The 25609-nt window shown below is 73.3% G+C and carries 21 protein-coding genes; 5 read left to right on the plus strand and 16 right to left on the minus strand.

Going from position 1 to position 25609, the window contains the following annotated elements; all coding sequences use genetic code 11:
* Position 1: 1 nt before the first annotated feature.
* The 8 genes from murD to mraZ form a co-directional block, all read right to left on the minus strand.
* Positions 2-1465, minus strand: a complete 1464-nt coding sequence (gene murD / locus NP064_RS09790) for a UDP-N-acetylmuramoyl-L-alanine--D-glutamate ligase (RefSeq protein WP_227570914.1) — start codon at positions 1463-1465, stop codon at positions 2-4.
* On the minus strand, positions 1450-2532 hold the full coding sequence (mraY, locus tag NP064_RS09795; RefSeq protein WP_227570915.1) for a phospho-N-acetylmuramoyl-pentapeptide-transferase: 1083 nt from the start codon (positions 2530-2532) through the stop codon (positions 1450-1452). Before mraY ends, murD begins: the two co-directional genes overlap by 16 nt.
* Positions 2529-3992 carry a UDP-N-acetylmuramoyl-tripeptide--D-alanyl-D-alanine ligase gene (locus NP064_RS09800; protein ID WP_227570916.1) on the minus strand — a complete coding sequence of 488 codons (1464 nt, stop codon included), beginning with the start codon at positions 3990-3992 and terminating at the stop codon, positions 2529-2531. The genes mraY and NP064_RS09800 overlap by 4 nt, the downstream gene beginning before the upstream one ends.
* Positions 3989-5572 carry a UDP-N-acetylmuramoyl-L-alanyl-D-glutamate--2,6-diaminopimelate ligase gene (locus tag NP064_RS09805; RefSeq protein WP_227570917.1) on the minus strand — a complete coding sequence of 528 codons (1584 nt, stop codon included), beginning with the start codon at positions 5570-5572 and terminating at the stop codon, positions 3989-3991. The genes NP064_RS09800 and NP064_RS09805 overlap by 4 nt, the downstream gene beginning before the upstream one ends.
* Positions 5573-5675: 103 nt before the next feature.
* Complete coding sequence (locus NP064_RS09810) at positions 5676-7343, minus strand: peptidoglycan D,D-transpeptidase FtsI family protein (protein WP_227585110.1); 1668 nt, start codon at positions 7341-7343, stop codon at positions 5676-5678.
* Between the two features lie 434 nt (positions 7344-7777).
* Entirely contained in the window at positions 7778-8197 is a 420-nt protein-coding gene (gene ftsL / locus NP064_RS09815; protein WP_227569843.1) for a cell division protein FtsL, read from the minus strand.
* Positions 8194-9219, minus strand: a complete 1026-nt coding sequence (rsmH, locus tag NP064_RS09820) for a 16S rRNA (cytosine(1402)-N(4))-methyltransferase RsmH (RefSeq protein WP_227569842.1) — start codon at positions 9217-9219, stop codon at positions 8194-8196. The genes ftsL and rsmH overlap by 4 nt, the downstream gene beginning before the upstream one ends.
* Positions 9220-9400: 181 nt before the next feature.
* Complete coding sequence (gene mraZ, locus NP064_RS09825; RefSeq protein ID WP_372456389.1) at positions 9401-9871, minus strand: division/cell wall cluster transcriptional repressor MraZ; 471 nt, start codon at positions 9869-9871, stop codon at positions 9401-9403.
* Positions 9872-10297: 426 nt separating this feature from the next.
* Between mraZ and NP064_RS09830 the strand changes: the two genes are divergently transcribed.
* Genes NP064_RS09830 through NP064_RS09840 form a run of 3 tightly spaced genes read left to right on the plus strand, consistent with a single transcriptional unit; the run spans position 10298 to position 14819 of the window.
* Positions 10298-11299 (plus strand): AAA family ATPase, encoded by a 1002-nt coding sequence (locus NP064_RS09830; protein ID WP_227569840.1) that lies wholly within the window; start codon positions 10298-10300, stop codon positions 11297-11299.
* Positions 11300-11355: 56 nt separating this feature from the next.
* A complete protein-coding gene (locus NP064_RS09835) occupies positions 11356-12549 on the plus strand; it encodes a DUF58 domain-containing protein (protein WP_227569839.1) in 1194 nt (397 codons plus the stop codon).
* Positions 12546-14819, plus strand: a complete 2274-nt coding sequence (locus NP064_RS09840; RefSeq protein ID WP_256813535.1) for a transglutaminase TgpA family protein — start codon at positions 12546-12548, stop codon at positions 14817-14819. The genes NP064_RS09835 and NP064_RS09840 overlap by 4 nt, the downstream gene beginning before the upstream one ends.
* 219 nt (positions 14820-15038) lie before the next feature.
* Here the strand turns inward: NP064_RS09840 and NP064_RS09845 are convergent, their stop codons facing one another.
* From NP064_RS09845 to NP064_RS09855, 3 genes are read right to left on the minus strand one after another with little or no spacing between them, the layout of a single operon-like run.
* Positions 15039-15455, minus strand: coding sequence for an SCO2097 family morphological protein (locus NP064_RS09845; RefSeq protein WP_308015353.1), 417 nt, complete (start codon positions 15453-15455; stop codon positions 15039-15041).
* Positions 15364-16731: a DNA polymerase IV gene (locus NP064_RS09850; protein WP_227569836.1), complete on the minus strand. Its 1368-nt coding sequence runs from the start codon at positions 16729-16731 to the stop codon at positions 15364-15366. Before NP064_RS09850 ends, NP064_RS09845 begins: the two co-directional genes overlap by 92 nt.
* Positions 16728-17177, minus strand: a complete 450-nt coding sequence (locus tag NP064_RS09855; protein ID WP_227569835.1) for an SAV_6107 family HEPN domain-containing protein — start codon at positions 17175-17177, stop codon at positions 16728-16730. The genes NP064_RS09850 and NP064_RS09855 overlap by 4 nt, the downstream gene beginning before the upstream one ends.
* Positions 17178-17411: 234 nt before the next feature.
* Between NP064_RS09855 and NP064_RS09860 the strand changes: the two genes are divergently transcribed.
* Positions 17412-18170, plus strand: coding sequence for a spermidine synthase (locus NP064_RS09860; protein ID WP_227569834.1), 759 nt, complete (start codon positions 17412-17414; stop codon positions 18168-18170).
* A 161-nt stretch (positions 18171-18331) separates the two neighbouring features.
* On the opposite strand, the gene NP064_RS09865 is transcribed toward NP064_RS09860, so the two are convergent.
* From NP064_RS09865 to NP064_RS09885, 5 genes are all read right to left on the minus strand, one after another.
* The gene (locus tag NP064_RS09865) at positions 18332-18535 is read right to left on the minus strand and encodes a cold-shock protein (RefSeq protein WP_066582120.1); all 204 of its coding nucleotides are present in this window, start codon (positions 18533-18535) and stop codon (positions 18332-18334) included.
* Between the two features lie 294 nt (positions 18536-18829).
* Complete coding sequence (locus NP064_RS09870; protein WP_227569833.1) at positions 18830-19765, minus strand: proteasome assembly chaperone family protein; 936 nt, start codon at positions 19763-19765, stop codon at positions 18830-18832.
* A 125-nt stretch (positions 19766-19890) separates the two neighbouring features.
* Positions 19891-20328 carry a response regulator gene (locus NP064_RS09875; protein ID WP_431355866.1) on the minus strand — a complete coding sequence of 146 codons (438 nt, stop codon included), beginning with the start codon at positions 20326-20328 and terminating at the stop codon, positions 19891-19893.
* 53 nt (positions 20329-20381) lie between these two features.
* Positions 20382-21944 carry a sensor histidine kinase gene (locus NP064_RS09880; protein WP_227569831.1) on the minus strand — a complete coding sequence of 521 codons (1563 nt, stop codon included), beginning with the start codon at positions 21942-21944 and terminating at the stop codon, positions 20382-20384.
* Positions 21941-23116 carry a PP2C family protein-serine/threonine phosphatase gene (locus tag NP064_RS09885; protein WP_227569849.1) on the minus strand — a complete coding sequence of 392 codons (1176 nt, stop codon included), beginning with the start codon at positions 23114-23116 and terminating at the stop codon, positions 21941-21943. The genes NP064_RS09880 and NP064_RS09885 overlap by 4 nt, the downstream gene beginning before the upstream one ends.
* Before the next feature lie 161 nt (positions 23117-23277).
* Between NP064_RS09885 and NP064_RS09890 the strand changes: the two genes are divergently transcribed.
* Positions 23278-25566, plus strand: coding sequence for a HelD family protein (locus NP064_RS09890; RefSeq protein WP_227569830.1), 2289 nt, complete (start codon positions 23278-23280; stop codon positions 25564-25566).
* The last annotated feature ends 43 nt before the right edge of the window (positions 25567-25609 follow it).

Here is a 25609-nt window from a genome sequence, read left to right on the forward strand (position 1 = left end):
CTCAGTCCGCGTCGCGGCTCAGGGCGCGCACCGCCGCGGCGAACGACTCCCCCCGCTCGGCGTAGGAGCGGAACTGGTCCATCGAGGCGCTGGCGGGCGCGAGCACCACGCTGGCCGGGCCCGGCCGCACCATGGCGGCGAGCCTGCGCGCCTCGTCGACGGCTCGGTTCATCACCGTCCCAGTGTCACCGGGATCCACCCGTGCCACGGGAACCTCCGGCGCGTGTCGGGCGAGCGCCCCCGCGAGCGGCTCCGGGTCCACGCCGATGAGCACGACCCCGGCGAGCCGGTCCTTGCGGGCCAGCACCAGCTCGTCGAACGTCGCGCCCTTGGCCAGGCCGCCGGCGATCCACACAACGCTGCCCGGCTCGAACGCTGCCAGCGAGGCCGCGGCGGCGTGCGCGTTGGTGGCCTTCGAGTCGTCGACCCAGCGCACGCCGTCGACCTCCGCGACGATCGCCGAGCGGTGCTCGCCCGCGGCGAACCCGCGCAACCCGTCGCGCACCGCGGCCGGGGCACAGCCGTGGGCGAGCGCCAAGGCGGCGGCTGTCAGTGCGTCCTGGACAACGTGCGGCGGGACCCCGTCGGGGCCGGCCAGGTGTGCCAGGTCGGCGAGCGTCCCGAGCTCGGCCGCGTGGGTGTGCCGCTGCGGGGTGAATCCCCGGTCCACGAGCACGTCCTCCACGACGCCGAGCTGGCCGACGCCCGGGGTGCCGAGCGTCACGCCGATCGCCCGTGCGCCCTCCTCCACGTCGGCGTCCCGCACCAGCTGCTCGGTGAGCGGGTCGGACAGGTTGTAGACGCACGCGACCTGCGCGCGCTCGTACACCCGCCCCTTGTCCGCGGCGTACGCCTCGAAGGACCCGTGCCAGTCGAGGTGGTCGGGCGCCACGTTGAGCACCGCCGCTGCCTGCGCCGACATCGAGTGCGTGAAGTGCAGCTGGAAGCTCGAGAGCTCGACGGCGATCACGTCGAGGGAGGGATCGGTCACGACCTGCGCCAGTGGAGTGCCGACGTTCCCGGCCGCGACGGCGTGCTCGCCGCCGGCCCGCAGCATCGACGCCAGCATGCCGACCGTCGTGGTCTTGCCGTTGGTGCCGGTGACCGCCAGCCAGGGCGCGGGCCCGCGCCCGTCCGGGCGGTCCACCCGGAGCCGCCAGGCGAGCTCGACCTCGCTCCACACGGGGATGCCGCGATCGACCGCCGCCGCGAGCAGCGGGTTCGACGGGGGCCAGCCGGGCGATGCGACCACAACGTCCACGCCGTCGAGCCCGCCGTCCGCGACGAACCCCTCGACGTCGCGCACGTCGGCCTGCTCGGCGTGCTCGTCAGCCGTGGTCACGACCGCGCCGCGCGCGAGCAGCGCCTCGCGCGCCGCCTGCCCGGAGACGCCCAGCCCGGCGACCAGCACCCGGGCCCCGTCCACCTCCTGGAGGTCGCCGAACGGCACTAGCCCGTCACCCACTCCGCATAGAAGACACCGATGCCGAGCGCCACGAACAAGCCCGCGACGATCCAGAACCGGATCACGATCGTGACCTCGCCCCAGCCGGACAGCTCGAAGTGATGATGCAACGGGGCCATCTTGAACACCCGTTTGCCGGTCATCTTGAAGAAGCCGATCTGGATCACGTCAGAGAGCACGATCAGCACGAACAAGCCGCCGATGATCGCGGCGAGGATCTCTGTGCGGGACAGGATCGACAGCCCGGCGAGGGCGCCGCCCAGGGCCAGCGACCCGGTGTCGCCCATGAAGATCTGGGCAGGGCTCGCGTTCCACCACAGGAAGCCGAAGCAGGCGCCGGTGATGGACGCGGCGACCACCGCGAGGCTCATCGGGTCCCGGACCTCGTAGCACCGCGGGCCTGCCGAGCTCAACAGCTGGCAGCTCTGGTTGAACTGCCAGACGCCGACCAGAACATACGAGCCGAACACGATGAGCGAGACGCCCGTCGCGAGCCCGTCGAGCCCGTCCGTGAGGTTGACGGCGTTGGACCAGGCCGTGATGAGGAAGTTCGCCCAGATGACGAACAGCACCATGCCGAGGGTGACCCCGGCGAAGGCCAGGTCGAGGTTGGTGTCGCGGATGAACGAGATCTTGGTGGACGCCGGGGTGCGGAAGGCCTCGTTGGGGAACTGCAGGGCCGCGAGGGCGAAGGTCACGCCCACCACGCCCTGGCCAAGGAACTTCCACCGCGCCTTGAGGCCGAGGCTGCGCTGCCGGGAGATCTTGATGAAATCGTCCAGGAAGCCCACGATGCCGAGGCCGGTCATGAGGTACAGCACGAGCACCGCCGACACGGTGGGCAGCTGCCCGGTCGCGAGCAGGCCGCCGCCCCAGCCGAGCAGCGTGGCGCCGATGATGACGACACCGCCCATGGTGGGGGTCCCGCGCTTGGTGAAGTGCGCGGTGGGCCCGTCTTGCCGGATGAACTGGCCGTACTGCTTCTTGACGAGGAAGCGGATGAACAGCGGCGTGCCGAGCAGCGCGATCAGCATCGACAGGCCGCCGGAGATCAGGACGGCCCTCATGACGCGGCCACCTGCCCGCCCGCGATGAGCCGGTCACCCAGGCGCCAGAGCCCGGCGCCGTAGGAGGACTTCACCAGCACGACGTCGCCTGGGCGGAGCTCCTCGTCGAGGAACCGCTCGGCGGATTCGATGTCGTCGGCCACGGCGATCTCATCGCCCCACGACCCCTCGCGGTTGGCGCCGTCGCGGATCGGGTGGGCGCCCTCCCCCACGACGACGGTGAGCGCGATGTTGAGCCGCACGGCCAGCCGCCCGATGGCGTCGTGGGCCTCGCGCGCGTCCTCGCCGAGCTCGAGCATCTCGCCGAGCACGGCGATCGACCGCCGGTCGCGGCCTGCGACCACGGCCAGCGCCTTGAGGGCGGCCTGCATCGAGTCGGGGTTGGCGTTGTAGGAGTCGTCGATGACGGTCACGCCGTCGGGGCGGTCGACCACGTGCATGCGGTGCGGGCTGAGCGCCTCGGCCTCGCTGAGCGACGCGGCGACCTCGTCGAGGCCGAGCCCCACTTCCAGCGCGGCGGCCGCCGCGGCGACCGCGTTGTGCGCGTGGTGCTCCCCGACGAGCCGGAGCTCGACCGGGGCCTGGCGCACGACGCCGTCCGGCCCGGGGGCCTCGAGGGTGAAGCCTGCCCGGCCCGCACGGTCGATCCGCACGCCGCGCGCCCGGACGTCGGCGCCGGCCGACGTGCCGAAGGACACGACCTGGCCGGGGGCCACGTCCGCCATGGCCCGCACGCGCGGGTCGTCCGCGTTGAGCACCGCGACGCCATCCGGGACGAGGCCCTGGACGATCTCGGCCTTGGCCCTCGCCACCGCCTCGATGCCCCCGAACTCGCCGATGTGCGCGCTGCCGACGACCAGCACCACGGCCACGTCGGGCGGCGCGATGCCGGTCAGGTAGGTGAGGTGGCCGATGCCGCTGGCGCCCATCTCGAGCACCAGGTACCGGGTCGACTCGTCGGCGCGCAGCACCGTGAGCGGCAGGCCGATCTCGTTGTTGAAGGACCGCTCCGGCGCGATCGTGGGGCCGGCCGCCCCGAGGACCTGCGCGAGCAGGTCCTTCGTCGTCGTCTTCCCGACCGAGCCGGTCACGCCGATCACGCGGAGCCCGGCGCCGCCGGGCTCGAGCGAGGCCTCTCGCAGTCGGGCCAGCACCTCGCGGGCGAGATCGCCCAGCGCGCGCTCCACGTCCGGCACGACGACGCACGGCAGCGGCGCGCCGTCGGCCCCGTCGAGCGGGCGGGCGGCGAGCACCAGCCCGGCTCCCGCCTGGACGGCGCCGGCGGCGAAGTCGTGGCCGTCGACGTGCTCGCCGGGCAGCGCCACGAACAGCGAGCCCTCCTCGACCTCGCGCGAGTCGACCACGACCGGGCCGGTGACCACCGTCGCGGGGTCGAGCGACTCAGGGCACAGGGCTCCCCCGGTCGCGGCCGCGATGTCGGCCGCTGTCAATGCGATCACGCGTCCTGCCCTTCGAGCTCGCGCCGCGCCTGTGCTGCGGCCCGCAGCACGTCACGGTCGTTGTACCGGTGGAAGACCCCGGCGATCTCCTGGGTCGGCTCGTGACCCTTGCCCGTGATGATGATGGTGTCCCGCTCCGTCGCGATCTCGAAGGCGTCGTGGATGGCCTGGCTGCGGCTGGTCGCCTCGTGCACGTCGGCGAGGTCAGGGCGCACGGTCCGCACCCCGGAGAGGATCGCGGCGCGGATGGCCGCCGGCTCCTCGGAGCGCGGGTTCTCGTCGGTGACGATCAGCACATCGGCCTGCCGCGCGCCGATCTCGCCCATCATGGGGCGCTTGCCCTGGTCACGGTCGCCGTCCGACCCGAAGACCAGGATCAGCCGTCCGGGCGTGATGGGGCGCACGGCGTCCAAGGCGAGCACCAGCGCGTCCGGCGTGTGCGCGTAGTCGACCAGCCCGAGCGGCATGCCGTCGCCGCGCTCGACGACCCGCTCCATGCGCCCGGGGATCGCCGAGGCGTGGCCGACCGCGGCGATGGCCGTCGGCAGGTCCACCCCGGCGCGGTGCGCGAGGACGATGGCCAGTGCGGCGTTCGACACGTTCACCCGCCCCGGCAGCGGGCTCGCGGCGGCGTGCTCGGTCCCGTCCGGACCGCGGAGGGTGAAGCTCGAGCCGATGCCGTCGAGGCCGATGTCGGCGCTGGTCACCGCCCAGTCGGCGGTCTGAGCCGACGGGCCCTCGACCAGGGTCGAGACGGACTCGACGGGGATCGGCGCCTCGGCGGCGAGCCGCTGGCCCCACTCGTCGTCCACCACGACCACGCCGCGGCGGGCCTGGCCGACCGCGAACAGCCGCGACTTGTCCCGGAAGTACCCCTCCATGTCGCCATGGAAGTCGAGGTGGTCGCGCTGGAGGTTGGTGAACCCGACGACGTCGAACTCGAGACCGCCGACCCGGCCCAGCGCCAGCGCGTGCGACGAGACCTCCATGGTGCAGGCGGTCGCACCGCGCTCGTGCATGAGCGCCAGGATGGACTGCACCACCGGCGCCTCGACCGTGGTGCGAGGGCTCTCGATGGCCTCCGGCCCGATCCGCAGCTCCACGGTGCCCATGACCCCGGTGCTCGCGTGCTGGGCGCGCAGCGCCGCGTCGACGAAGTAGCTCGTGGTGGTCTTGCCGTTGGTGCCCGTGACGCCGACCGTGACGATCCCGTGCGCCGGGTGGTCGTGCGCCCAGGCCGCGACCGGGCCCGCCAGCGCGCGAGGGTCCGCGGTGACCAGGACGGGCACGGGTGGCTGGGCGGCGGCGAGGAGCTCCGCGCCGGCCTCGTCGGTGAGGATCGCGACGGCGCCGGCCTCGAGGGCCTGGGCCGCGTACGTCGCGCCATGGACCTTCAGGCCGCTCAGGGCCACGAAGAGGTCGCCGGGCTGGACGTCGCCGCTCGCCACGCTGACGCCGCTCAGGAGGGCGTCATGGCCAGGGACGACGCCGCGGACGGACAGGTCGAACGCGGCGACGAGGTCGACGACCCGATGTCTGGCTGGGTGCTGCGGGCGCATCCGACCCTGGGGGGACGTCATAGGGAGAATCTACCCCGGTCGGACGTGAGCCCCGCGCGCCGGCCGGGCCTCGAGCGCGTGACCGCGCGCACGCGCCGACGCTGCGCCGGGCCGTCCACCGGGATCACCACGTCGTCGGGTAGAGCGTCGCGACGGCGCCGCTCGGCGGCACCCCCAGCTCGAGCAGCGCGTCACGGGTGACCGCGCTGAAGACCGGCGCCGCGACCGTGCCGCCCCACTCGGAGGTGCGTGGGTTGTGCAGCACCACGCTCACGGCGATGCGGGGCTCGTCCGCGGGGGCCACGCCGATGAAGGAGGCGGAGATCCCCTTGGGGTTGAACGACTGCGCCGTGCCGGTCTTGCCGGCCACCCGGTAGCCGGGCACCGCCGCTCCCCCGCCCGTGCCGTCGTCGACCACACTCTCGAGCATGGAGAGCACGGTGTCGGCCGTGACCTTCGAGACGACTTGCGTGGGCGCGGCCTGGGTCGAGGCGGTGTACTGCCCGTCCGCCGACGTCCAGCCCTTGATCAGGTGGGGCTGCACCCGCACGCCGTCGTTGGCGATGGTCGCGAACACCTGGGTCGCCTGCAGCGCCGTGACCGAGACCCCCTGGCCGAATAGCACCGCGTGCTTGGTGCGGCCGTCCCACTCCTCCCACGGGTGCAGGATGCCGCGGGACTCCTGCGGCAGCTCGATCCCGGTCTTGGCGCCGAACCCGAACCGGGACAGGTAGTCGTGGCGCACCGCCAGCGGGAGCTTCTCGCCGATCATCACCGTGCCAGTGTTCGAGGACTGCGCCAGCACCCCGGTCGTCGTCAGCCGCTGGCCCGCGTGCTCGTGGGAGTCCTTGAAGGTCTGGTTGTTCTCCGTCGTGTACAAGTACGGCACCTCGAACTGCGTCAGCGGGTCCACCACGCCGTTCTCGAGGGCGGCGGCCATGGTGATGACCTTGGCCGTCGATCCGGGCTCGAACACGTCTGAGATCGCCCGCGAGCCGTTCAGGTCGCCGGTGGGGGCGTTCGGGTCGACCGATCCAGAGTCGGCCAACGCCAGGATCTCCCCGGTCACGACGTCCATCACGATCACGGCGCCGCCGTCGGCGCCCGTCGCCGCCACCTGGGCGTTGATGGCCTCCTCGGCCTTCCACTGCAGGTCGCTGTGGATCGTGAGCTGGACGGTGTCCCCCTCGACCGCGTCCGTCGACTCCTCATATCCCCCGGGGATGGCCTGCCCGCCCTTGCCCCGCTCCCAGACGAACGTCCCGGGCGACCCGGTGAGCTGGTTGTCGAGCATCGATTCGAGGCCCTGGGCGCCCACACCCTCCGCGTTGACCCAGCCCAGCAGGTTCCCCGCGACCGACCCGTTCGGGTAGACGCGGCTCAGCACGCGCTCGAACTGCACGCCGCCGATCGACAGCTTCTTGATGGCGCGCATCTGCTCGGGGAGCAGGCCCTTCTTGACCACCTTCCAGGTGCTCTCGCCCGTGAGCAGCGCGCCCAGCTCCGCGGCGTTCATCTCGAGCAGCGGGGCGAGCTTGGCGGCGGCGCCCGACGGCCCGCCGATCCGCGGCTCCGAGCCGCGCACCGACCACTCGGCGAGCTCCACCTGGTTCACGGCCAGGGTGTACCGCTCGACGGAGCGCGCCAGGACATCGCCCTTGGCGTCGGTGATCTGGCCGCGGACGGCCAACGTCGAGTCGCGGCCGAGCCGCTGCTGCAACGCCTCCTGGGCGACGGCCTCGCCATTGATCCCCTGCACGTACACGAGCCGGCCTGCGAACACTGTCAGCACCACCAGGACTGCGACCGTGAGGAACGCCTGGCGGCGGCGCGGGTCGCCAGGCCGCGGGCCTTGCGGGCCGCGCCCGCCTCGGGGCCCGGGCGGGCCGGGGGGGCGTCCGCCGCCCACGACAGCAGGCGTGCGGGTGCGCGCCGGGGCCTGTCCGCGCCCGCGCGCCGCGCCGGCCTTGGTGGGCGACGCGTCCCGCGGCGCCGACTGCGCGCGCCGCGCCGCGTCAGGCGCAGGTCGCCGCGCGCCGACGGCTGGCGCCGCGCCGCGCGGCGACGCTCCAGGGGTCCGCCGAGGCCCGTCGCCCTGCCCACGCGCCGCCGCGCCCCCACGCGGGGTCGGCGAGGCCTGCCGAGGGACGCCGGGATGATCCTGTGCGGGTCGACGCGCCCCCCGGCCGGGAGCCGGGGAGTCGGGCGGCGTCGGGACCCGCGGTGTCATCCGCCTGCTCCCGCACCCCCGGGGGCGCCCTGCACCGTGCCGTCGGCGAGGAACAGCCACGCCGTGCTCTCTGCCTTCACCATGCCGAGCGCCTGCGCCGATGAGGCGAGGTGCTCGGGCGATCGCAGCCGGTCGGCCTGCGCGGCGAGGTCCTGCTCTGCCTGCGCCAGCCGGTACAACTCGACGTCGAGCGCCTGCTTCTCGAACGCGCCACGCGCCATCGTCGTGTTGAGCAGCAGCGCCGTGACCAGCGCCGCGCCCAGGATGACCATGCATGCGAGCACGAAGGGGACCCGCGTGCGCGCCTGGGCCGGGGCCCGGACCAGCAGCAGCCTGGGGGTGGGCTGGCTCGCTGGGGCCGGCGCGGCGGGACGTGCCGGGCGCGGGACGGCGCGTGCCGCTGCCTGTGCGCTCATGACGATCTCCTCGGTGCGCCTCGGTCTCGCAGATGGTCTGGGGTGTCGCGCAGTCGTTCCGCGGCGCGCAGCCGCACCGATTGGGAGCGGGGGTTGCGCTCCCGCTCGAGCTCGTCGGCCTCCTCCGCGCCGCGGGTGACCAGGCGCAGGAACGGCCGATGGGTCTCGGGCTCCACGGGGAGCCCGGGGGGCGCGCTCGACGTGGCCCCCACCGCGAGCGCCCGCTTGACCAGCCGGTCCTCGAGGGAGTGGTAGGCCTCCACGACGATGCGCCCGCCGACGGCCAGCGCCTCGATCGACGCGGGAAGGGCCCGCTCGAGGACCTCGAGCTCGCCGTTCACCTCGATCCGCAAGGCCTGGAAGGTGCGCTTGGCGGGGTTGCCGCCGGTCTTGCGGGTGGCCGCCGGGATGCTGGCCCGCAGGATGTCCACGAGCTCTCCGGTGCGCGCCAGCGGCGCCGTCTCCCGCTGGGCCACGATGCGTCGAGCGATGCGCTGGGCGAACCGCTCCTCCCCGTACTCCCGCAGGATGCGGGTGAGGTCGCGGACGTCGTAGGTGTTGAGGACGTCCGCCGCGGTCTGCCCGACGGTCGCGTCCATCCGCATGTCCAGCGGGGCGTCCTGGGAGTACGAGAAGCCACGCTCCGTCTCGTCGAGCTGCAGCGAGGAGACGCCGAGGTCCATGAGGACTCCCTGCACGGCGGGGATGCCGAGGGAGTCCAGGACGTCGAGGATCTCGTCGTAGATCGCGTGCACAGGGGTGAAGCGCTCGCCGAACGGGGCCAGCCGCCTCCCTGCGAGGGCCAGCGCCTGGGGGTCCCGGTCGAGGCCGATCACCCGGACGTGCGGGAATCGGGCCAGCACCGCCTCGGTGTGGCCCCCCATGCCGAGGGTCGAGTCGACCATCACGGCGCCCGGCGCCTCGAGCGCCGGCGCGAGCAGCTCGAGGCAGCGCTCGAGCAGCACCGGGGTGTGGCGCGTCGACGCGTCGTCAGGCTCGCGGCCGTCCACGTCAGGGTGCATCGGTGTCTCCTCTCGCTTCGTCGGGCTGTGCGTCCCACCTGTACCCGGTGGGCCTGTATGTGGTCGGACGGCCCCTCCGCCGTCCGACCAGATCCCCCACCGGCCCTCTGTCGCGGGGAAGTGCGACAGAGAAGACGGGAGGAGATCTCATCGGGCGGTCTCAGGGCCTGTGTGGCCGCGGTCAGAACGGGCCGTTCGGGAAGACCTCCTCGGCGGTCTCGGCGTAGCCGGCCTCCTGCTCAGCGAGGTACGACTCCCACGCGGCGAGGTCCCACACCTCGACCCGGGATCCGGCGCCGATCACGGCGACCTCCCGGTCCAGGCCGGCGTAGGTGCGCAGCATCGGAGGGATCGAGATGCGGCCCTGCTTGTCGGGCAGCTCGTCGCTGGCTCCAGAGAGGAAGACGCGCAGGTAGTCCCGCGCCTGCTTGCTGGTCACCGGCGCCTGGCGGATCTGGTCGTGCATGCGCCGGAACTCGTCCATCGGCAGCAGGAAGAGGCATCGCTCCTGGCCACGGGTCATGACCAGTCCCGGGGCCAGCTGGGCGCGGAACTTGGCGGGAAGGATCAGCCGCCCCTTGTCGTCGAGCCGGGGCGTGTAGGTGCCCAGGAACGGCGCGGAGGAGCCGAAGCCGCTGAAGGTCGACTCGATGCTCACCGCCGCCCCCTCTGCTCCCCGCCGGCTCGCGCTCCACGTCTCTCATCCAGTCCTCACCAAGTGCCTCCACGGTACTCCACTTCCCTCCACCCGCAACCGGTGAAATTGGCGATTCACCCGACAGGGATTGCAAAACCGCAGGTCAGAGCGGTGGAGCGGAGTGGAGGGCGACAACGTCCAGCCGCCACGCGAGACGCGTGTCGCCGATCAGACCCGGTCAGCGGGGCGACCGTTTATGGTGGTTCCTCCACCCGCAATCGGAGGATCCGGACAGTCCTCCGAGTGGTCGCATGCCACGACGGAGAGGAACGTGGGGGGAAGTGGGGGCCGCCGCACCAGGCGGGTCAGATTCACCTGTACGGAGCACGCCACGCGCCAGCCCGCACATAGGCTCGTGCCCCCACCAGAAGGAGAGTCCCCATGCTGCAGGCTGTGCCGACGACCTCCGAGCTCACGGAGCTGGTCGAGACGACCGACCAGATCCGCGCGGGGATCGAGACGGTGGTCACCGGCCGGTCCGAGATCGTCGGGATCACGGTCGCCGTCCTGCTGGCCGAGGGCCACCTGCTGCTCGAGGACGTGCCCGGTGTCGGCAAGACCACGCTCGCCAAGGCGCTCGCCCGCACGATCGCGTGCAGCGTGGGGCGGATCCAGTTCACGCCCGACCTGCTGCCCAGCGACCTCACCGGCGTCAACATCTACCGCAGCCAGACCCACGAGTTCGAGTTCCGGCCGGGCCCGCTCTTCGCCCACATCGTCATCGGCGACGAGATCAACCGCGCCTCCCCCAAGACGCAGTCGGCGCTGCTCGAGTGCATGCAGGAGACGCAGGCGACGGTCGACGGCAAGACCTACGCCCTGCCCCGCCCGTTCCTGGTGATCGCTACCCAGAACCCCGTCGAGATGGAGGGGACGTACCCCCTCCCCGAGGCGCAGCGCGACCGCTTCATGGCGCGCCTGACCGTGGGCTATCCCAGCCTCGACGCCGAGCTCGACATGCTGGACCTGCAAGAGACGGCCGACCCGCTCGGCGCACTGCGACCCGTCACCGACGCCGCGCAGGTCGCCCAGCACGTCGCCACTGCCCGCCGGCTGTACGCGGCGCCCGGGGTCAAGCGGTACGTGGTCGACCTGGTGACCGCGACCCGCGGTGACACCGGCCTGCGCCTGGGGGCCTCCCCGCGAGCCTCCATCCAGCTGCTGCGCGCCGCCAAGGCGCTCGCGGCGATGTCCGGGCGCGACCACGTGCTGCCGGACGACGTGCAGCGGCTCGCCGAGCCCGTGCTGGCCCACCGCTTGATCGCGAGCACCGAGGCGCGGCTCTCCGGCCGGTCCACCAGCGACATCGTCCAGGACATCGTGGCCCGCATCCCACTGCCCTCCTCGAGCGCGGCGCCCCGCGAACGGCGGGCGACCGGCTGATGCGTCCGCGGCTGACCGGTCGTGGGGTCGGGCTCGCCGTCGGTGGGGCCTGCGGGGTGGCATTGGGGATCGCTCTCGGCGCGGTCGACCTGGCGCAGATCAGCGCGGTGGCGCTGCTCCTGGTCGTCGGGGCCTTCGTCGTCACCGCGCTCCGAGACCCCGGACGCGGGCGGCACCGGCTGCGGGTGCACCGCAGCGTCAGCCCCAGCCCCGTCCACGCCGGCTCCGAGGCACACGTCAGCGTCGAGGTCGTCGCCGACGACCTGACCGGCCGCGTGCGGCTCGGCGGGCTCCGGCTCGGCGAGCAGGCCTCCGCCGAGCTGTCCGGCGGGCGCCCGCTGCGCGCACGGGTGGTGCGCACCCACAGGTCCGTCGGCCTGACCTACCCGGTGCACCCCGCCCGCCGCGGCAGGTGGGAGCTGGGGCCGCTCATCGTCACGTGGAAAGACCCTTTCGGAGTGGTGCGCTCCAGCACCGCGCTGGGCGGGCAGGCGGTCATCGCCGTCTGGCCGGCGGTGACGGACTTGCCGACGCCGCGCGGGTTCCTCGTCGCCGAGCCGGACCGGGTCTCGCTGGGCGCCCGGAGCCCTTCCACGGACGACTCCTCGCTGCGGGAGTACCAGCTCGGCGACGACCTGCGGCGCGTGCACTGGCGGAGCAGCGCCAGGCGGGGCGAGCTCGTCGTGCGGTCCGACGAGCGCGCCGGCACCCGGCCGGTCACGGTGCTGCTCGACCTGCCCGGCCAGGTGGACGCCCTCGACTGGACGATCTCCTTGGGCGCCTCCATGGCCCTGGCGATGCTCGACGCCGGCCATCCGGTCCGGCTGCTCGGGCCGCCGTCGCCTCCGGGTTCGGACACCGCCGACGGCGTGCACGCGCGCCCCGGCCACGCCGCCCGCGCCGAGCTGCTCGACCGGATGATCGACGTGCAGTCCCCCGCGGCCGCAGACGCGGAGGACCAGTTGCTCACCGCGGTGCGCCTGCACCTGGGCAGCAGCAACGGCAATGAGATCGTGATGGCCATCGTCGGGCCGCTGAGCGCGCCCACACGCAGCGCCCTCGGGCAGCTCGCGACCGGCGCCGAGGGCTGGGCCATGGTGCGCACCGACCCGGAGTGGTCCGTCAACGACCGCCACGAGGCGGAGCGCACGGTCAGCCAGCTGCGGAAGCTGGGCTGGCGGGTGTGCGCCGTGCAACCCGGTGACGACCTCCGGGACAGCTGGAGCCGGATGCTGGGGGCACGATCGTGAAGGCGCCCCGCGAGCAGCGTGTCGTGCTGCGCGGAGCCCGAGGCGCCCTGGGCTCGGCACTGGTCGCGACGGCGGTCGGGGGCTGCCTGCTCGCCGTCCAGCCGCTGATCGCCCCTGGGCCGTGGCTCGCGGCGGCCCTCGCGGTGGTCGTGCTGCTCGCGCTCGTCACCGCGAGCGCGCGTGCGGTGACCCGCCGGCGGTGGGCGCCGACCCTCGTCGGCGCCCTCATCACGGCCGCCGGGGTGCTCATGTACTTCGGCGCCCCCGCGGGCCGCGTCGAGCTGGTGCCTGACGCGGGCTTCGTCGAACGCCTGGTGGCGATGACCCGCATCGCCTTCGACCTCATCAACGCCTCCGTCATCCCCATGCAGGCCTCCCGACCGATCGTGCTGCTCGTCGTGGTCGGCGCCGCGGTCCTCTTCCTCGCTGCCGACCTCGTGGCGCTAGGACTCGGCGCCCCCGCCTGGTCGGCTCTCGTCCTCTTGACCGTGTGGATTCCGGGGATCGTCCTCGGAGCGCCCGCCTCGGCGCCCGCCATCGCGATCACCGCGATCGCGTACCTGCTGCTCCTGGCCCTGTCGGCCGCCCCGGCCGATGTGAGCCTGGGGGCCGGCCAGCGGGCCGGCTGGTCAGTCGCGGCCGCCGGCGGCCTCGTCGCCATGGCGTTGGCCGCTGGACCGCTGATCTCGAGCGCGCCAGGCTGGGCCACGCTCCAGCTTCCGCAGTCCGGCTCCCACGCGGCTGGGCCTGTGCGGCTCGACGACTCCTTGGACATGCGCGACAGCCTGGGCCCGCGCTCGGAGCAGGTCGTCCTGCGCTACACGGTCGAGGGGACGGCCGACGGCTCGTCCCTGTCGGACGCTGCCACCCGAGCCGACGCCCAGTCCATCGGCCCGCTCCGCGCGTTCACGCTGCGCGACTTCGACGGCAGGACGTGGGAGCACTCCGGGTCGGATGACCCGCACCCCTGGGAGCGCGGCGAGCTCCTCACCCCGGACCCCGCCCTCCGTGGCGAGGTCCCCGACGCGTCCGCCGGGCTCCTCGCCGAGGTGAACGTCGACGTGGAGGGCCTGCGTGACTCGCGTCTACCGGTGAGCACGTTCGCCCGCACCGTGGAGATCGACGGGCCGTGGCTCTACGACGACGAGCAGGACGAGGTTGTCGGCGAGCGCACCACGCGCCGCGACACCACGTACGCGATGACGGTCCAGATCCCCGACCTGACCGCGGCGGACCTCCGCGCCTCCGCGCCCGGGGACGCCGCCGAGGTGGAGCCCTACCTCGCGGTGCCCCCGACCGACCACGCGCAGGACGTCGCGAACCTCGCCCGCGAGATCACCGCCGGAGCCTCCGGCGCCTACGAGCAGGCCATGGCGCTCCAGTCGTGGTTCCGCGATCCCCGGAACTTCGTCTACGACACCCGGGTCGACGCGGCGACCTCCGCGGACTCGGTGTGGGACTTCCTGCAGAGCAAGCGCGGGTACTGCGTGCAGTACGCCACCTCCATGGCGATCATGGCCCGCACCTTGGGCGTCCCCGCACGGGTCGGTGTGGGCTTCTTGCCGGGGACCCCCGGCAACGCTGGGGAGTACGTGGTCACCGGCCGGCAGTCCCACGCCTGGCCTGAGCTGTACTTCACCGATGTGGGATGGGTGAGGTTCGAGCCCACGCCCGCCGTGCAGACGGGCTCCCCGCCACGGTGGAGCGACCCGCTCGTGGCGGCCCCCGCGCCTTCCGTCCCGGCGCCCGCGGAGCCGGTCGCGCCGGCTGGCCCGGTCCCCACGGCGAGCGGCGCGCCCGCCGCTCCCAGCCAGGCCGTCCCCGAGCCCGACGTGGACGAGGCGGAGATCCCCCGGGCCCTGACGGCGCCGCTCGCCGGCATCGCCCTGGCGCTGCTGCTGGGCATCGTGGTGCTGGTGCGGCGCCGCACCGCCCGCGTCGCCCAACTCAGCGCGGAGGATGCCTGGGAGTGGCTCCGCGGGCGCCTGCGCCGGGAGCGCATCACGTGGTCGGACGCCCAGACACCGCGCCAGGTCGCGGCGCTGGTGCGGGAGCGGGCGGCGGAGGTCCGCGGGGAGCCATTGGGCCCCGAGGCGGATGCTGCTCTGACCAGGCTCGCCGACGCCGTCGAGAGCGACCGCTACGCGCCCTACCCATCGCCCCTGTCGCCGGACGAGGTGCGTGGTTGGGCCCGCATGGTGCTCGAGGGCGTCACGGCTCCGGCGGGCGACCCCGCCGATCCGGTCGATGCTGGGGCTGCGCAGCAGTAACCGGGCACCCGCGCGGGCATGCGCGGTGGACGCCTAGGCCCCCGGTAGGCGACGAGCGCGGCCCACGACCGCATGAGGCACTAGTGGTCGCCACACCGTGCGATCGCGCGTGGACGCCGTCCTGCGGCTGCGGCGAGGCGAGAAGCGATGGCCCCACCCCTCAACTCGGTGGGTCCGCACACGGACGACCCGCGCGTGCCCACGATGGGGGCGGAGGGGTCAGCGCCCGCCCTGGTCGCGCCGGTGCTGCCACCGCTGCTCGAGGCGCGTCATGAACCCGGCCTGGCGCTTCTGGCTGCCGGCAGGCTTCCCCTGCGTCGGCGTCGCCTTCCCGTTCGCGGGCTCCTTGGAGGAGCCGTGCGTGAACCCGAAGGCGACCGCGCCGAACATGATGACGAAGCCGAGGACGCCGATCCAGGCCTGCCGGGTGGCGGCTCCCGCGACCAGCATGAGGAGTCCCGCGACTGCGACCGCGCTCGCGAGGACGTATCGGCCGACAGACCGCCGGCCCCGCGAGGCCAGTGTGTTGGCGAGTCTGGGGTCGTCAGATGTGAGCTGTCGCTCCATCTGTTCCAGTACGCGCTGCTCGTACTCGGACAGAGGCATTACTACCCCCGTACTCCCCCGTAGAGACATCTTTCGATAAGGATAGGTCCCCGGGCACGAAGTCGGTAGTCGAGTCTCGCGCCCGCGGAGGGGGAATTGACCCGGCCGCGATGGCAGACCGTCCGAAACGCCCTCGAACCAAGTCCATCGCCCGTTCGGCATCACGACGAGCCGTGGTGTTCTCCGCCACAGCCTCCTCGAGCGTCGGCTGCTGGACCGCGGTCACCGCCGGGCTCAAACCCTCGGTGCGCACCCCGACCAGGCGTACCGGCAGTCCTCCGAGGTCCACTCCCGCCAGCAGGGCCCGCGCCGCCAGGTACACCTCCCGGCCGACGTCCGTGGGAGTCGCCAGGGTGCGCGACCGGGTGAGGGTGCGGAAGTCAGAGGTGCGCACCTTGAGGCTCACCGTGCGCGCGACCAGCCCGTGCGACCGGAGGCGCCCGGCGCACCGGTCGGCGAGATCGAGCACCTTGGCCTCGACCTGGCCGAGGTCGTGCAGGTCGACGTCGAAGGTGTGCTCCGCGCCGATGCTCTTCTCCTCGCGTCCGGGCTGCACCGGCCGAGGATCACGTCCCCAGGCCAGGTCGAACAGGTGCGCCCCCGCCACCTTGCCGACCGCGCGCTGAATGGTCCGCACGTCGCTGTCCGCGAGCTCGGCCACCGTGCGCACGCCCCAGCGTGCGAGCGCGGCCTCCGTCGCCTCCCCCACCCCCCAGAGGGCGCCGACGGGAAGCGTGCGCAGGTACTCGACCGTCGCCGCCCTCGGCACCAGCAGCACGCCATCGGGCTTGGCATGCCCCGATGCCAGCTTGGCGACGAACTTCGTGGAGGCGATCCCGACCGAGCACGTGATGCCGAACTCCGCTCGCACGTCGCGACGGATCTGCTCGGCGATGTGGCTCGGCGGCCCGAGCCGTCGTCGCGCCCCCGCCACATCGAGGAACGCCTCATCGACGCTCACCTGCTCGACCAGCGTCGTCACGTCGCGCAGCACGCGCATCGCGCCCTCCGAGACCGCGGAGTAGGCGGCGTGGTCGGGCGGGACGATGACAGCCTGCGGGCACATCCGGCGGGCCATCGCCATCGGCATCGCCGAGTGGACCCCGTAGGCGCGAGCCTCGTACGTGGCGGCGAGCACCACACCACGCTGCTCGCCGCCGACGATGACGGGCTTGCCTCGCAGATGGGGACGGCGGGCGAGCTCGACGGAGGCGTAGAAGGCATCCATGTCGACGTGCAGGATCGATACGCCGTCCTCGTCGTCACCCCAGTCGCGCCGCCCCGTGGGGCGCGGCCCCCGGCTCATGACGCGCGCGCGGCGAGCACGCCCGCGCCCGCGCCGTCATCGTCCGCCGCCCCGTCCTCGACGAGAGCGCGGACCGCGTCGAGGAAGTCCTCGGCAGCGCACACGGCCTGCTCCGCGCGGGCCGGGCTCACGACGTCGAACCGCCCGGCCTCGACGGCGGACCGCAGGGGCGCGCCAGCGGCGAAGTAGGCGCTCCACCGCTGCACCTCGGGAGCGACGAGGTCGATCATGTCCCACACCGTCCGGGGCGCGCGACGCCCGCCGGGGCGCCCCCGGGCCGCCAGCAGCGCGGCGCCCGCGCGGACTGCGGCGAGGTGGGCGTGCGACAGCTGCTCCCACGGCTCGGGGGAGAACTGCGCCGCCAGCAGCTCGCCATCGGCGCGCTGGAGCAACTCAGCGGCCGGGCCTGGGAGGCCGACCGTGACTCGGGATCGGATGGCGTCCATCTCCGACCACCTCCCTCTCTGCTCGGCTCAGTATCGAACACCTGTTCGACACTCGTCAACCCGTACCGTGGTGCTGTGGCTTCCCGCGACAGATCGGGGCGACGTCCCCCACAATCCCACCGCCCACCGACACGACCGGACTGGCCCGACGGGCCCATCACCATCCCCACCGGCACGGTCGAGCTCCTGCGATCGGCAGACGACCCCTCGGGGATCACCGTTCTCGTCAACGGAGTGCCCAGCTCGCACCTGGACCTCGACGACCCGCTGCGGCTGTCGTTCGAGTACATGCAGCAGATGGCGGTGCTCATCGGCCACGCCGCGCCCCCGGGCAGCCCGCTCGCCGTGGTGCACCTGGGCGCCGCGGGCTGCGCGCTCGCCCGGCACGTGCACGCCAGCAGGCCAGGCTCCCGCCAGATCGCCGTGGAGCTCGACACTGCGCTGCCCGAGCTGGTCCGCGCCTGGTTCGACCTGCCGCGCGCGCCCGCGCTGCGCATCCGGCCCGGCGATGCCCGCGAGCAGCTCTCGGCCATGGCCGACTCCTCGGCTGACGTCGTCGTCCGGGACGTCTTCGCCGGGGACCGCACCCCCGAGCACGTCACCACGGTCGAGTTCGCGCGAGAGGTCGCCCGGGTGCTGCGCCCCGGGGGCCTCTACCTCGCCAACTGCGCCGACCGTCCGCCGCTCGCCCTGGCGCGCTCCGAGGCCGCCACGCTCCAACAAGTGTTCGGCCACCTTGCCGCCATCGCCGAGCCTGGGCTCCTGCGGGGGCGCGGGTACGGCAACGTGGTGCTCGCCGGCACGGACGACGCCGCACTGCTCGCCTCGGCCCAGGTCGACCGCGAGATCCGGTCGCTGCCGGCCCCGGCCCGCATCCTGCACGCGGACGACGTGCGCGCGTTCGTGGGATCCGCCAGGCCGATCCTCGACCCGCGGCCCGTCGCGTCCGCCACGTCCGTGGACGCCGACGCCCCTCCGCCGCGTCTCCCCTGACGTGCTCCCCCGGCCCCTTATGCGACGGGCGGCGGGCTCCCCCTCCACGGGCAGCGGGGCGCGCACAACGCGACGAGGTCGCGCCCCCGTCGGGACGCGACCTCGTCGGTGGAACGCCTACTCCAGGCCGTGAGGGCCCCGGACTCAGCGAACGCGGGTGATCAGAGCGGGCGGACCTGCTCCGCCTGGGGGCCCTTCGGGCCCTGCGTGATCTCGAACTCGACGCGCTGACCCTCCTCGAGGGAGCGGTAGCCCTGCGAGTCGATCGCGGAGTAGTGAACGAAGACGTCTGCGCCGCCGCCGTCCTGGGCGATGAACCCGTAGCCCTTCTCAGCGTTGAACCACTTGACAGCACCCTGTGCCATGTTTCCCTGTCCTTCTGTTCCAACCGGTGACGACGCCGGGCCCAGCGCCCTGCGTCGTGCCGCAATGCCTTGTCCCGCGTCCTGCACCGGGTAGACCAGCCGGTCGGCTGGGGGTGTCACCCCTGGTGGGGCGGTGCCGGTCAAGCGTCAGTACGTCACTGCAACAGTCGCGATCTTCTCACGATGCCCCTGAGGACGCCATGGTTTGTGACCCGATGTGTCCCCAATTCGGCAACGATCCGATCACGACCACAGTGGGCCTTCGGGGACGTCGAGAACGACCGCCCGACGGGCTCAGGCGGCAGGCCCCTCGTCCGTGCGCTCGGCCAGGAATCGCTCGAACTCGGCCCCCAGCTCGTCGGCCGTGGGGAGCTGCGTGGTCTCGGCCAGCAGGCCGGTCCGCCCGGCGCTCCGCGTGAAGGCGTCGTACTGCTCTTCGAGGGCATGGACCACAGCGGCGACCTCCTCCGAGTCGCTGACCTGCCGCTCGATCTCGGCGATCGTCTCGTCGGCGGCCTCCGTCAACCCGCCCAGCCCGAGGTCGAGGCCGGTGGCGCGCTCCACGTGCTCGAGCGCCACCTTGCTCGCCAGCGGGAACACCGACTGGGCGAGGTAGTGCGGCACGTGGACGGCGAAACCCATCGCGTCGTGGCCGGACTCGCCCAGGCGCATCTCGAGCAGCGACGCCGCACTCGCCGGCACCTGGACGGCGCCGAACCATGCGGGGTAGCTGGCCACCAGCTCCGGCCGGGTCGCGTGCGCGGTGGCGGACAGCGGGCGGGTGTGCGGCACCCCCATCGGGATGCCGTGCAGCCCCACGGTCAGGGGGACGTCGAACCGCTCGACGAGCTGGCGCACTGCCGCGGTGAACCGCTCCCACTGGACGTCGGGCTCGGAGCCGTGCAGCAGCAGGAAGGGAGCCCCCTCCACGTCGCGGACCAGGTCCACGGCGAGTGCCGGCTCGTCGTAGTCGCTCCACGTGGTCGAGTCGAAGGTCATCGTGGGGCGGCGGGACCGGTAGTCGATGAGCTGGTCGACGTCGAACGTCGCCAGCCGAGAGGTGGCGAGGCTGTCCGTCAGGTGCTCGGCGGCCTTCCGGCCTGCCCCGCCGGCATCGACGAAGCCCTGCAGGGCGTGCACCAGGACCGGTCCGGACCCCAGCGCGGCACGCGCGGCCACCTCGGCGGCGACCACGGGGTCAACGTCGTAGAGCTCGCTCGGATCGAGCATGGGTCCTCACTCTCGTGCCGTCATGGAGCAGCGCGAACGCTGCTGCTCACCAGGTCAACGCACGGGCAGGCTGTGGTCTTCCCGTATCCGCGTGCCATCTCGGCACGCGGGCAGCGCGGAGCCCCTCAGCGCTTGGGCAGCCGGACCACCGTCACGAAGAAGTCGTCGATCTGGCGCACGACCTCGATGAACCGGTCGAAGTCCACGGGCTTCGTCACGTAGGCGTTGGCGTGGAGCGAGTAGCTCCGCACGACGTCCTCCTCGGCCTCCGAGGTGGTGAGCACGACCACGGGGATCGACCGCAGCTTCTCGTCGCCCTTGAGCGCCATCAGCACCTCGCGCCCGTCCATCCGCGGCAGGTTGAGGTCGAGCAGGATCAAGTCGGGCGTGGCGACGTCGGCGTACTGGCCCTCCTTGCGGAGGTACTCGAGCGCGCTCACGCCGTCGGAGACCACCGACAACCGGTTCGTCACCTTGTTGTCGGCGAACGCCTCGCGGGTCATCAGGACGTCGCCGGGGTCGTCCTCCACCAGCAGGACGTCGATGTCCCTGTGCGAACTCACCACGGGCGTCTCCTCAAGTCTTCGATCACGAACTCGTCACCGACCCGGGAGGGTCAGTTGTCCTGCGCCGCAGACGAGGGAAGCGTCCAACGGATGCTCGTCCCGACGCTGGGCGCCGGGTCGATCCAGATGTGACCGCCGTGGAACTCGACGATCTTCTTGCACAGCGCCAGGCCGATGCCGGTGCCCTCGTACACGTCCTTGGGGTGCAGCCGCTGGAAGATCAGGAACACGCGCTCCGCGTACTGCGCGTCGATGCCGATCCCGTTGTCGGTGCACTGGAACTCCCAGGAGTCTCCCACCTTCTGGGCGCTGACCTGAATCTGGGGCACCCGGTCGGGGTGGCGGAACTTCACGGCGTTGCCGACGAGGTTCTGCAACAGCTGCACCAGCAGTGCCCGCTCGCCGACGACGACAGGCAGCGGGCCCACGTTGATCTCCGCCCCCGTGGCCGCGACGGCCTCGTCGAGGTTGTCCACCGCTCGGGTGAGCGCGTCCGCCACATCGACTGGCTCCATCACGCCGCCGCCCCGTCCCGCCCGGGAGAACCCGAGCAGGTCTTGGATGAGCTGCTGCATGCGCTTGGCGCCGTCGACCGCGAACGCGATGTACTCGTCCGCCCGGTCGTCGAGCTGGCCCCCGTACCGCTTCTGCAGGAGCTGCGTGAAGCTGGCCACCTTGCGCAGCGGCTCCTGCAGGTCGTGCGAGGCGACGTACGCGAACTGCTCGAGGTCGCGGTTGGACCGGCGCAGCTCCTCGGCCTGCTCGGTGAGGCGCTCATGGGCCGCGGCGACCTCGCGTGACGACTCCTCGAGCGCGTCGAGCTGGTCGACGAGCGTGCGGCGCATCCGCTCCATGTCGAGAGCGAGCCCGGCGATCTCCCCAGGGCCGGTGACCACCACCGGGTGGGACAGGTCGCCCGAGCTGACGGCACGCGCGTCGGCTGCGAGTGCCGCGACGGGGGCGGTGATCCACCTCCGCAGCAGCACCCACAGCACGGTGCCGACGCCCAACGCCGCGAGGACCAGCACGACCACGGCGCTCGAGAGGATGGTCGTCCACGTGGACAGCTCCGCGCCGGCCGCGTCACGCAGCGCCCGCAGCTCGGCTAGGTAGGTCTCGACCTCCGACCGGGCCACGTCGAAGAGCAGCCGGCCGGCCTCGATCTGCTCGGCCGTCACCGACGCCGCGCCCTGGGAGGCGACCTGCGCCACCAGCGGCTCGGCGAACTCCTGCTGCCACCGGGCGGAGCCCTCGGCCGCGATGCGCGCGGCGTCGGTCGCCTCGGCGGGAAACCCGTGGGACTCCGCGAATTCCGCAAGGGACGCGAAGGTGGTGGCGGACTCCGCCGCCCGCTCGAACGGCTCGAGCGTGACCGCGTCCCCGGTCAGGGCGTAGCCGCGGACCGCGGTCTCGGCGTCGACCAACCGGACGTAGGCGCCGTCAGCGCGGGTGATCGCGTCGAAGTACACGCCCGTCACGTCGCCCTGGAGGGACACCACCCGGTTCAGGGCGATCCCCGAGGCCCCGACCACGAGGCCCAGCAGCACGCCGGCGGCGACCAGCATCTGGCCCAGCCGGTAGCGCAGGGTCGACGACCCGAGGCCCCGGCTCATGCGCCCCACCCCACGACCACGAGCGCGGCGTCGTCGACGAGCTCCCCGCCGTGCAGCTCATGGACGCCATGGAGCACCTCGGTGACCAGGTCGTGCGCGGCGTGGGCCACCGCGGCGTCGACGAGCCTGCGCAGTCCCTCCTTGCCGATCCGGTCCGCGCTGTCGCGCACCGTCGCCTCCAACACTCCGTCCGTGTACATCATGATCTTCCAGGCGTCGCCGAGCTCCAGCCGGAGGGGCGACCATCCACCGGTGACGGGGATGCCGAGGGCTCGCCCACGGGCCGTGGCAGGGGCCAGCCGGCTCCGCTCGCCCAGCATCAGCGGGACGGGGTGCCCGGCGAGGTACAGGTCGGCGCTGGCCCGATCGGCCGCCACCTCGATCATCGAGACCGTCGTGAAGACCTCCGGGCGGGACCGCTCGGCCTCCAGCACCCGCTCCAGCAGCGGGAGGATGTCCTCGGCGGCGACATCCGCCAGCACCAGCGTGCGCCAGGCCGTGCGCAGCGTGGCGCCCAGGGCGGCCTCGTCGGGCCCGTGCCCGCAGACGTCCCCGACCAGCGCCAGCACGGTGCCGTCATGGCGCTCGACGACGTCGTAGAAGTCGCCTCCGAGCAGGCCGTCTCGCCCGGCTCGGTATCCGACCCGCACCTCGAGGCGCGGGTCGTGCACCATCGGCGTGGGCAGCAGCGCGCGCTCGAGCCGGTTGTTCTCCTCCGCTCGCACGAGGCTCCGGTACAGCGCGCGGTCCGACTCCTCCAACCGGCGCCGCTGCACGGCGTACCGCACGGAGCGCCCGAGGGTCTCGCTGTCCGCCTCCCCCTTGACCAGGTAGTCCTGGGCGCCATGGGCCACCGCCGCGAGCCCGACGTCGCCGCCGGCCAACCCGGTGAGCACCACCACGGCGGGGGCGCCCGCCGCGAGCAGCCGCTGCAGGGCGTCGAAGCCGAAGGCGTCCGGCAGCCCCAGGTCGAGCAGCACGCAGTCGACGTCCAGGCGCTCCAGCGCCTCGTCGAGCGTCCGAGCCCGCAGCAGGCCCACGTGGAGGTCCGCGTCGCGCAGGCCCTCCTCGACGAGCAGCGCGTCACCGTCGTCGTCCTCGACGAGGAGCACCCGGAACTCGTCCTGTCCCGCGACGGGCGTCCCCACCGCCACCTGCGGCGCTGAAGCCATGTCGGTCACGGGTGTCCTCTCGTCGGTGCGGCGACCTGCAGCCTAGGGGCGCTTGCTGCGACCCGCCCGACGCGAACGGACATCTGACGCGATGCGGACATCGGCCTGCGTGCCGGATAATAGACGGCTGCCCGCGCTGCCATGCGGAGGGCGGGGGCGCCATGACGAACGGGACGGTGGATGTGGCGGGCATCGATGCGGAGCTGCGCGACGAGCAGGAGATGGTGGACCGGCTGTACGGCCGCCTGGACGCGCTCCGGGCCCAGACTCGCGACCGGCTCGTCGAGGTCCGGCGGCACGGCCCCTCGGGCTCCCCGCAGAACCGCAGCGAGCGCGACGCCTTCGCCACGCTGTACGAGGACCGGCTCGCCCAGCTCGAGGCTGTCGAGGAGCGCCTCGCGTTCGGCCGCCTCGACCTCACCGACGGAGCGCGCCGCTACATCGGCCGCATCGGCCTGACGGACTCCGAGCACGCCTCGATGCTCACCGACTGGCGCGCGCCCGCCGCGCAGGCCTTCTACCGCGCGACGGCGGCCCAACCCGACGACGTGGTGCGCCGCCGGCACCTGGTCACCCGTGGCCGCGCGGTCACCGGGGTCGAGGACGAGGTGCTCGACCTGGACCACCTCGCGGGGAGCGCGGACGGCGAGGCGTCGATGGCGGGCTTGTCCGGCGAGGGCGCGCTGCTGGCCTCGCTGGCCGCCGGCCGCACCGGTCACATGGCCGACATCGTGGCGACGATCCAGGCCGAGCAGGACGCGATCATCCGCTCGGACCTGCAGGGGTCCCTTGTCGTGCAGGGCGGGCCGGGCACGGGGAAGACGGCCGTGGCGCTGCACCGCGCGGCCTACCTGCTGTACGCACACCGGCGGCTGCTGGAGCGCTCCGGCGTGCTGCTCGTCGGCCCGAGCCGCACGTTCCTGCGCTACATCGACCAGGTGCTCCCCTCGCTCGGGGAGACCGGTGTGGTCACCTCGACGATCGCCGAGCTGTTCCCCGGCGTCGTCGCGACGGGCGTCGAGGACGACGCTGTGAGCGAGATCAAGGGCCGGCCGGTGTGGGCGCGGATCATCGAGCGCGCGGTTCGCCAGCGCGAGCGCACGCCGCGCGAGGCCACCGAGATCTCGGTGGACGGCCGGATCGTGGTCGTCGAGCCGTCCGACGTCGCGTCGGCGATCGCCCGCGCACGCCGTGGCAACCGGCCCCACAACCTGGCCCGCACCGCCTTCGTGCGGGACATGCTGTCCCGTCTCGCCGACCAGTACATCGCCCAGCTCGGATCCCCCCTGGCGCCCGAGGACCGCGCGGAGATCGTCGAGGAGCTGCGCACCACCCGCGAGGTGCGGATCGCCCTCAACCTGGCGTGGATGCCGCTGACGCCACAGGGCCTCGTGCGGGACCTGTTCAGCAAGCCGTACCGGCTCGAGGCCGCCGCGCCCGAGCTCACGAGCCGCGAGCGCCGGCTCCTGCTGCGCTCCGCCGACGCCGAGTGGACGGCGGCGGACGTCCCGCTGCTGGACGAGGCGGCGGAGCTGTTGGGCGAGGACGACCAGGCAGCCCGCGCGCAGGCCCGCGCGGACGCGGTGCGTCGTGACGCCGAGCTGGACTACGCGCGCCGGGTGCTGCAGTCGAGCGGCAGCGACGGGCTGGTCTCCGCCGAGATGCTCGCGGACAGGTTCGCGGCCACCGGCCCCCGCCTGACCACCGCCGAGCGCGCCGCCGCCGACCGGACGTGGACCTACGGGCACGTGGTCGTCGACGAGGCGCAGGAGCTGTCGGCGATGGCGTGGCGGATGCTGCTGCGCCGGGTGCCGACCCGGTCGATGACCATCGTGGGGGACGTCGCGCAGACGAGCTCGGCGGCCGGGGCGCGCAGCTGGCAGACGATGCTCGACCCCTTGCTGCGGTCGTCCTGGCGGCTGTCGGAGCTGACGGTGAACTACCGCACCCCCGCCGAGGTCGCCGACGCCGCGCAGCGGGTCGCACGCGCTGCAGGGCTGCCCGTGAGCCGGCTGACGTCGGCTCGCCGTGTGCCCGGGGCGCTGGCCATCGAGCGCGTCGACCGGGAGGGCGTGGCGGCTGCCGCGGCAGGCCAGGTGCGCCACTGGCTCGACGAGCTGGACGCGGGGGGATCGGGCGGGCGGATCGCCGTGGTGGGAGCTCCTGAGCTGCTCGCGGAGGCGCGCGCGGCCGTCCACGCCCTGGGGCTGGGCGAAGCGCTCGGCGCGCGTGCGACGGGCCCCGGCGTGGCGACGCTCGACTCCCCCGTCTCCCTGCTCACCCCGCGCGAGAGCAAGGGCCTGGAGTTCGACGTGGTGGTGCTGCTCGAGCCGGCGCAGGTCATGGCGGCCAGCGCGGGCGACCTGTACGTCGCGATGACGCGCCCGACGCGCGCGCTGCGGGTCGTGCACAGCGCCCCGCTCCCCCCTGGCCTCGACCCGGACGCCTGACCTGGGGCGGTCGGGCGCGTCGGGCCTCCGACCGGATCGCACG

Source organism: Cellulomonas chengniuliangii (assembly GCF_024508335.1).
GTDB classification, from domain to species: domain Bacteria; phylum Actinomycetota; class Actinomycetes; order Actinomycetales; family Cellulomonadaceae; genus Cellulomonas_A; species Cellulomonas_A chengniuliangii.

Bases quoted from the DNA above. Each gene is read 5' to 3' on its own strand.
- NP064_RS09830 (WP_227569840.1), top strand. From the start codon at position 10,298: ATGCTGCAGGCTGTGCCGACGACCTCCGAGCTCACGGAGCTGGTCGAG.
- NP064_RS09865 (WP_066582120.1), bottom strand. From the start codon at position 18,535: ATGGCACAGGGTGCTGTCAAGTGGTTCAACGCTGAGAAGGGCTACGGG.
- ftsL (WP_227569843.1), bottom strand. From the start codon at position 8,197: ATGAGCGCACAGGCAGCGGCACGCGCCGTCCCGCGCCCGGCACGTCCC.
- NP064_RS09850 (WP_227569836.1), bottom strand. From the start codon at position 16,731: ATGAGCCGGGGGCCGCGCCCCACGGGGCGGCGCGACTGGGGTGACGAC.
- NP064_RS09870 (WP_227569833.1), bottom strand. From the start codon at position 19,765: ATGCTCGATCCGAGCGAGCTCTACGACGTTGACCCCGTGGTCGCCGCC.
- NP064_RS09845 (WP_308015353.1), bottom strand. From the start codon at position 15,455: ATGTCTCTACGGGGGAGTACGGGGGTAGTAATGCCTCTGTCCGAGTAC.
- NP064_RS09805 (WP_227570917.1), bottom strand. From the start codon at position 5,572: ATGACGTCCCCCCAGGGTCGGATGCGCCCGCAGCACCCAGCCAGACAT.
- mraY (WP_227570915.1), bottom strand. From the start codon at position 2,532: ATGAGGGCCGTCCTGATCTCCGGCGGCCTGTCGATGCTGATCGCGCTG.
- NP064_RS09885 (WP_227569849.1), bottom strand. From the start codon at position 23,116: ATGGCTTCAGCGCCGCAGGTGGCGGTGGGGACGCCCGTCGCGGGACAG.
- NP064_RS09880 (WP_227569831.1), bottom strand. From the start codon at position 21,944: ATGAGCCGGGGCCTCGGGTCGTCGACCCTGCGCTACCGGCTGGGCCAG.
- NP064_RS09855 (WP_227569835.1), bottom strand. From the start codon at position 17,177: ATGGACGCCATCCGATCCCGAGTCACGGTCGGCCTCCCAGGCCCGGCC.
- rsmH (WP_227569842.1), bottom strand. From the start codon at position 9,219: ATGCACCCTGACGTGGACGGCCGCGAGCCTGACGACGCGTCGACGCGC.
- NP064_RS09890 (WP_227569830.1), top strand. From the start codon at position 23,278: ATGACGAACGGGACGGTGGATGTGGCGGGCATCGATGCGGAGCTGCGC.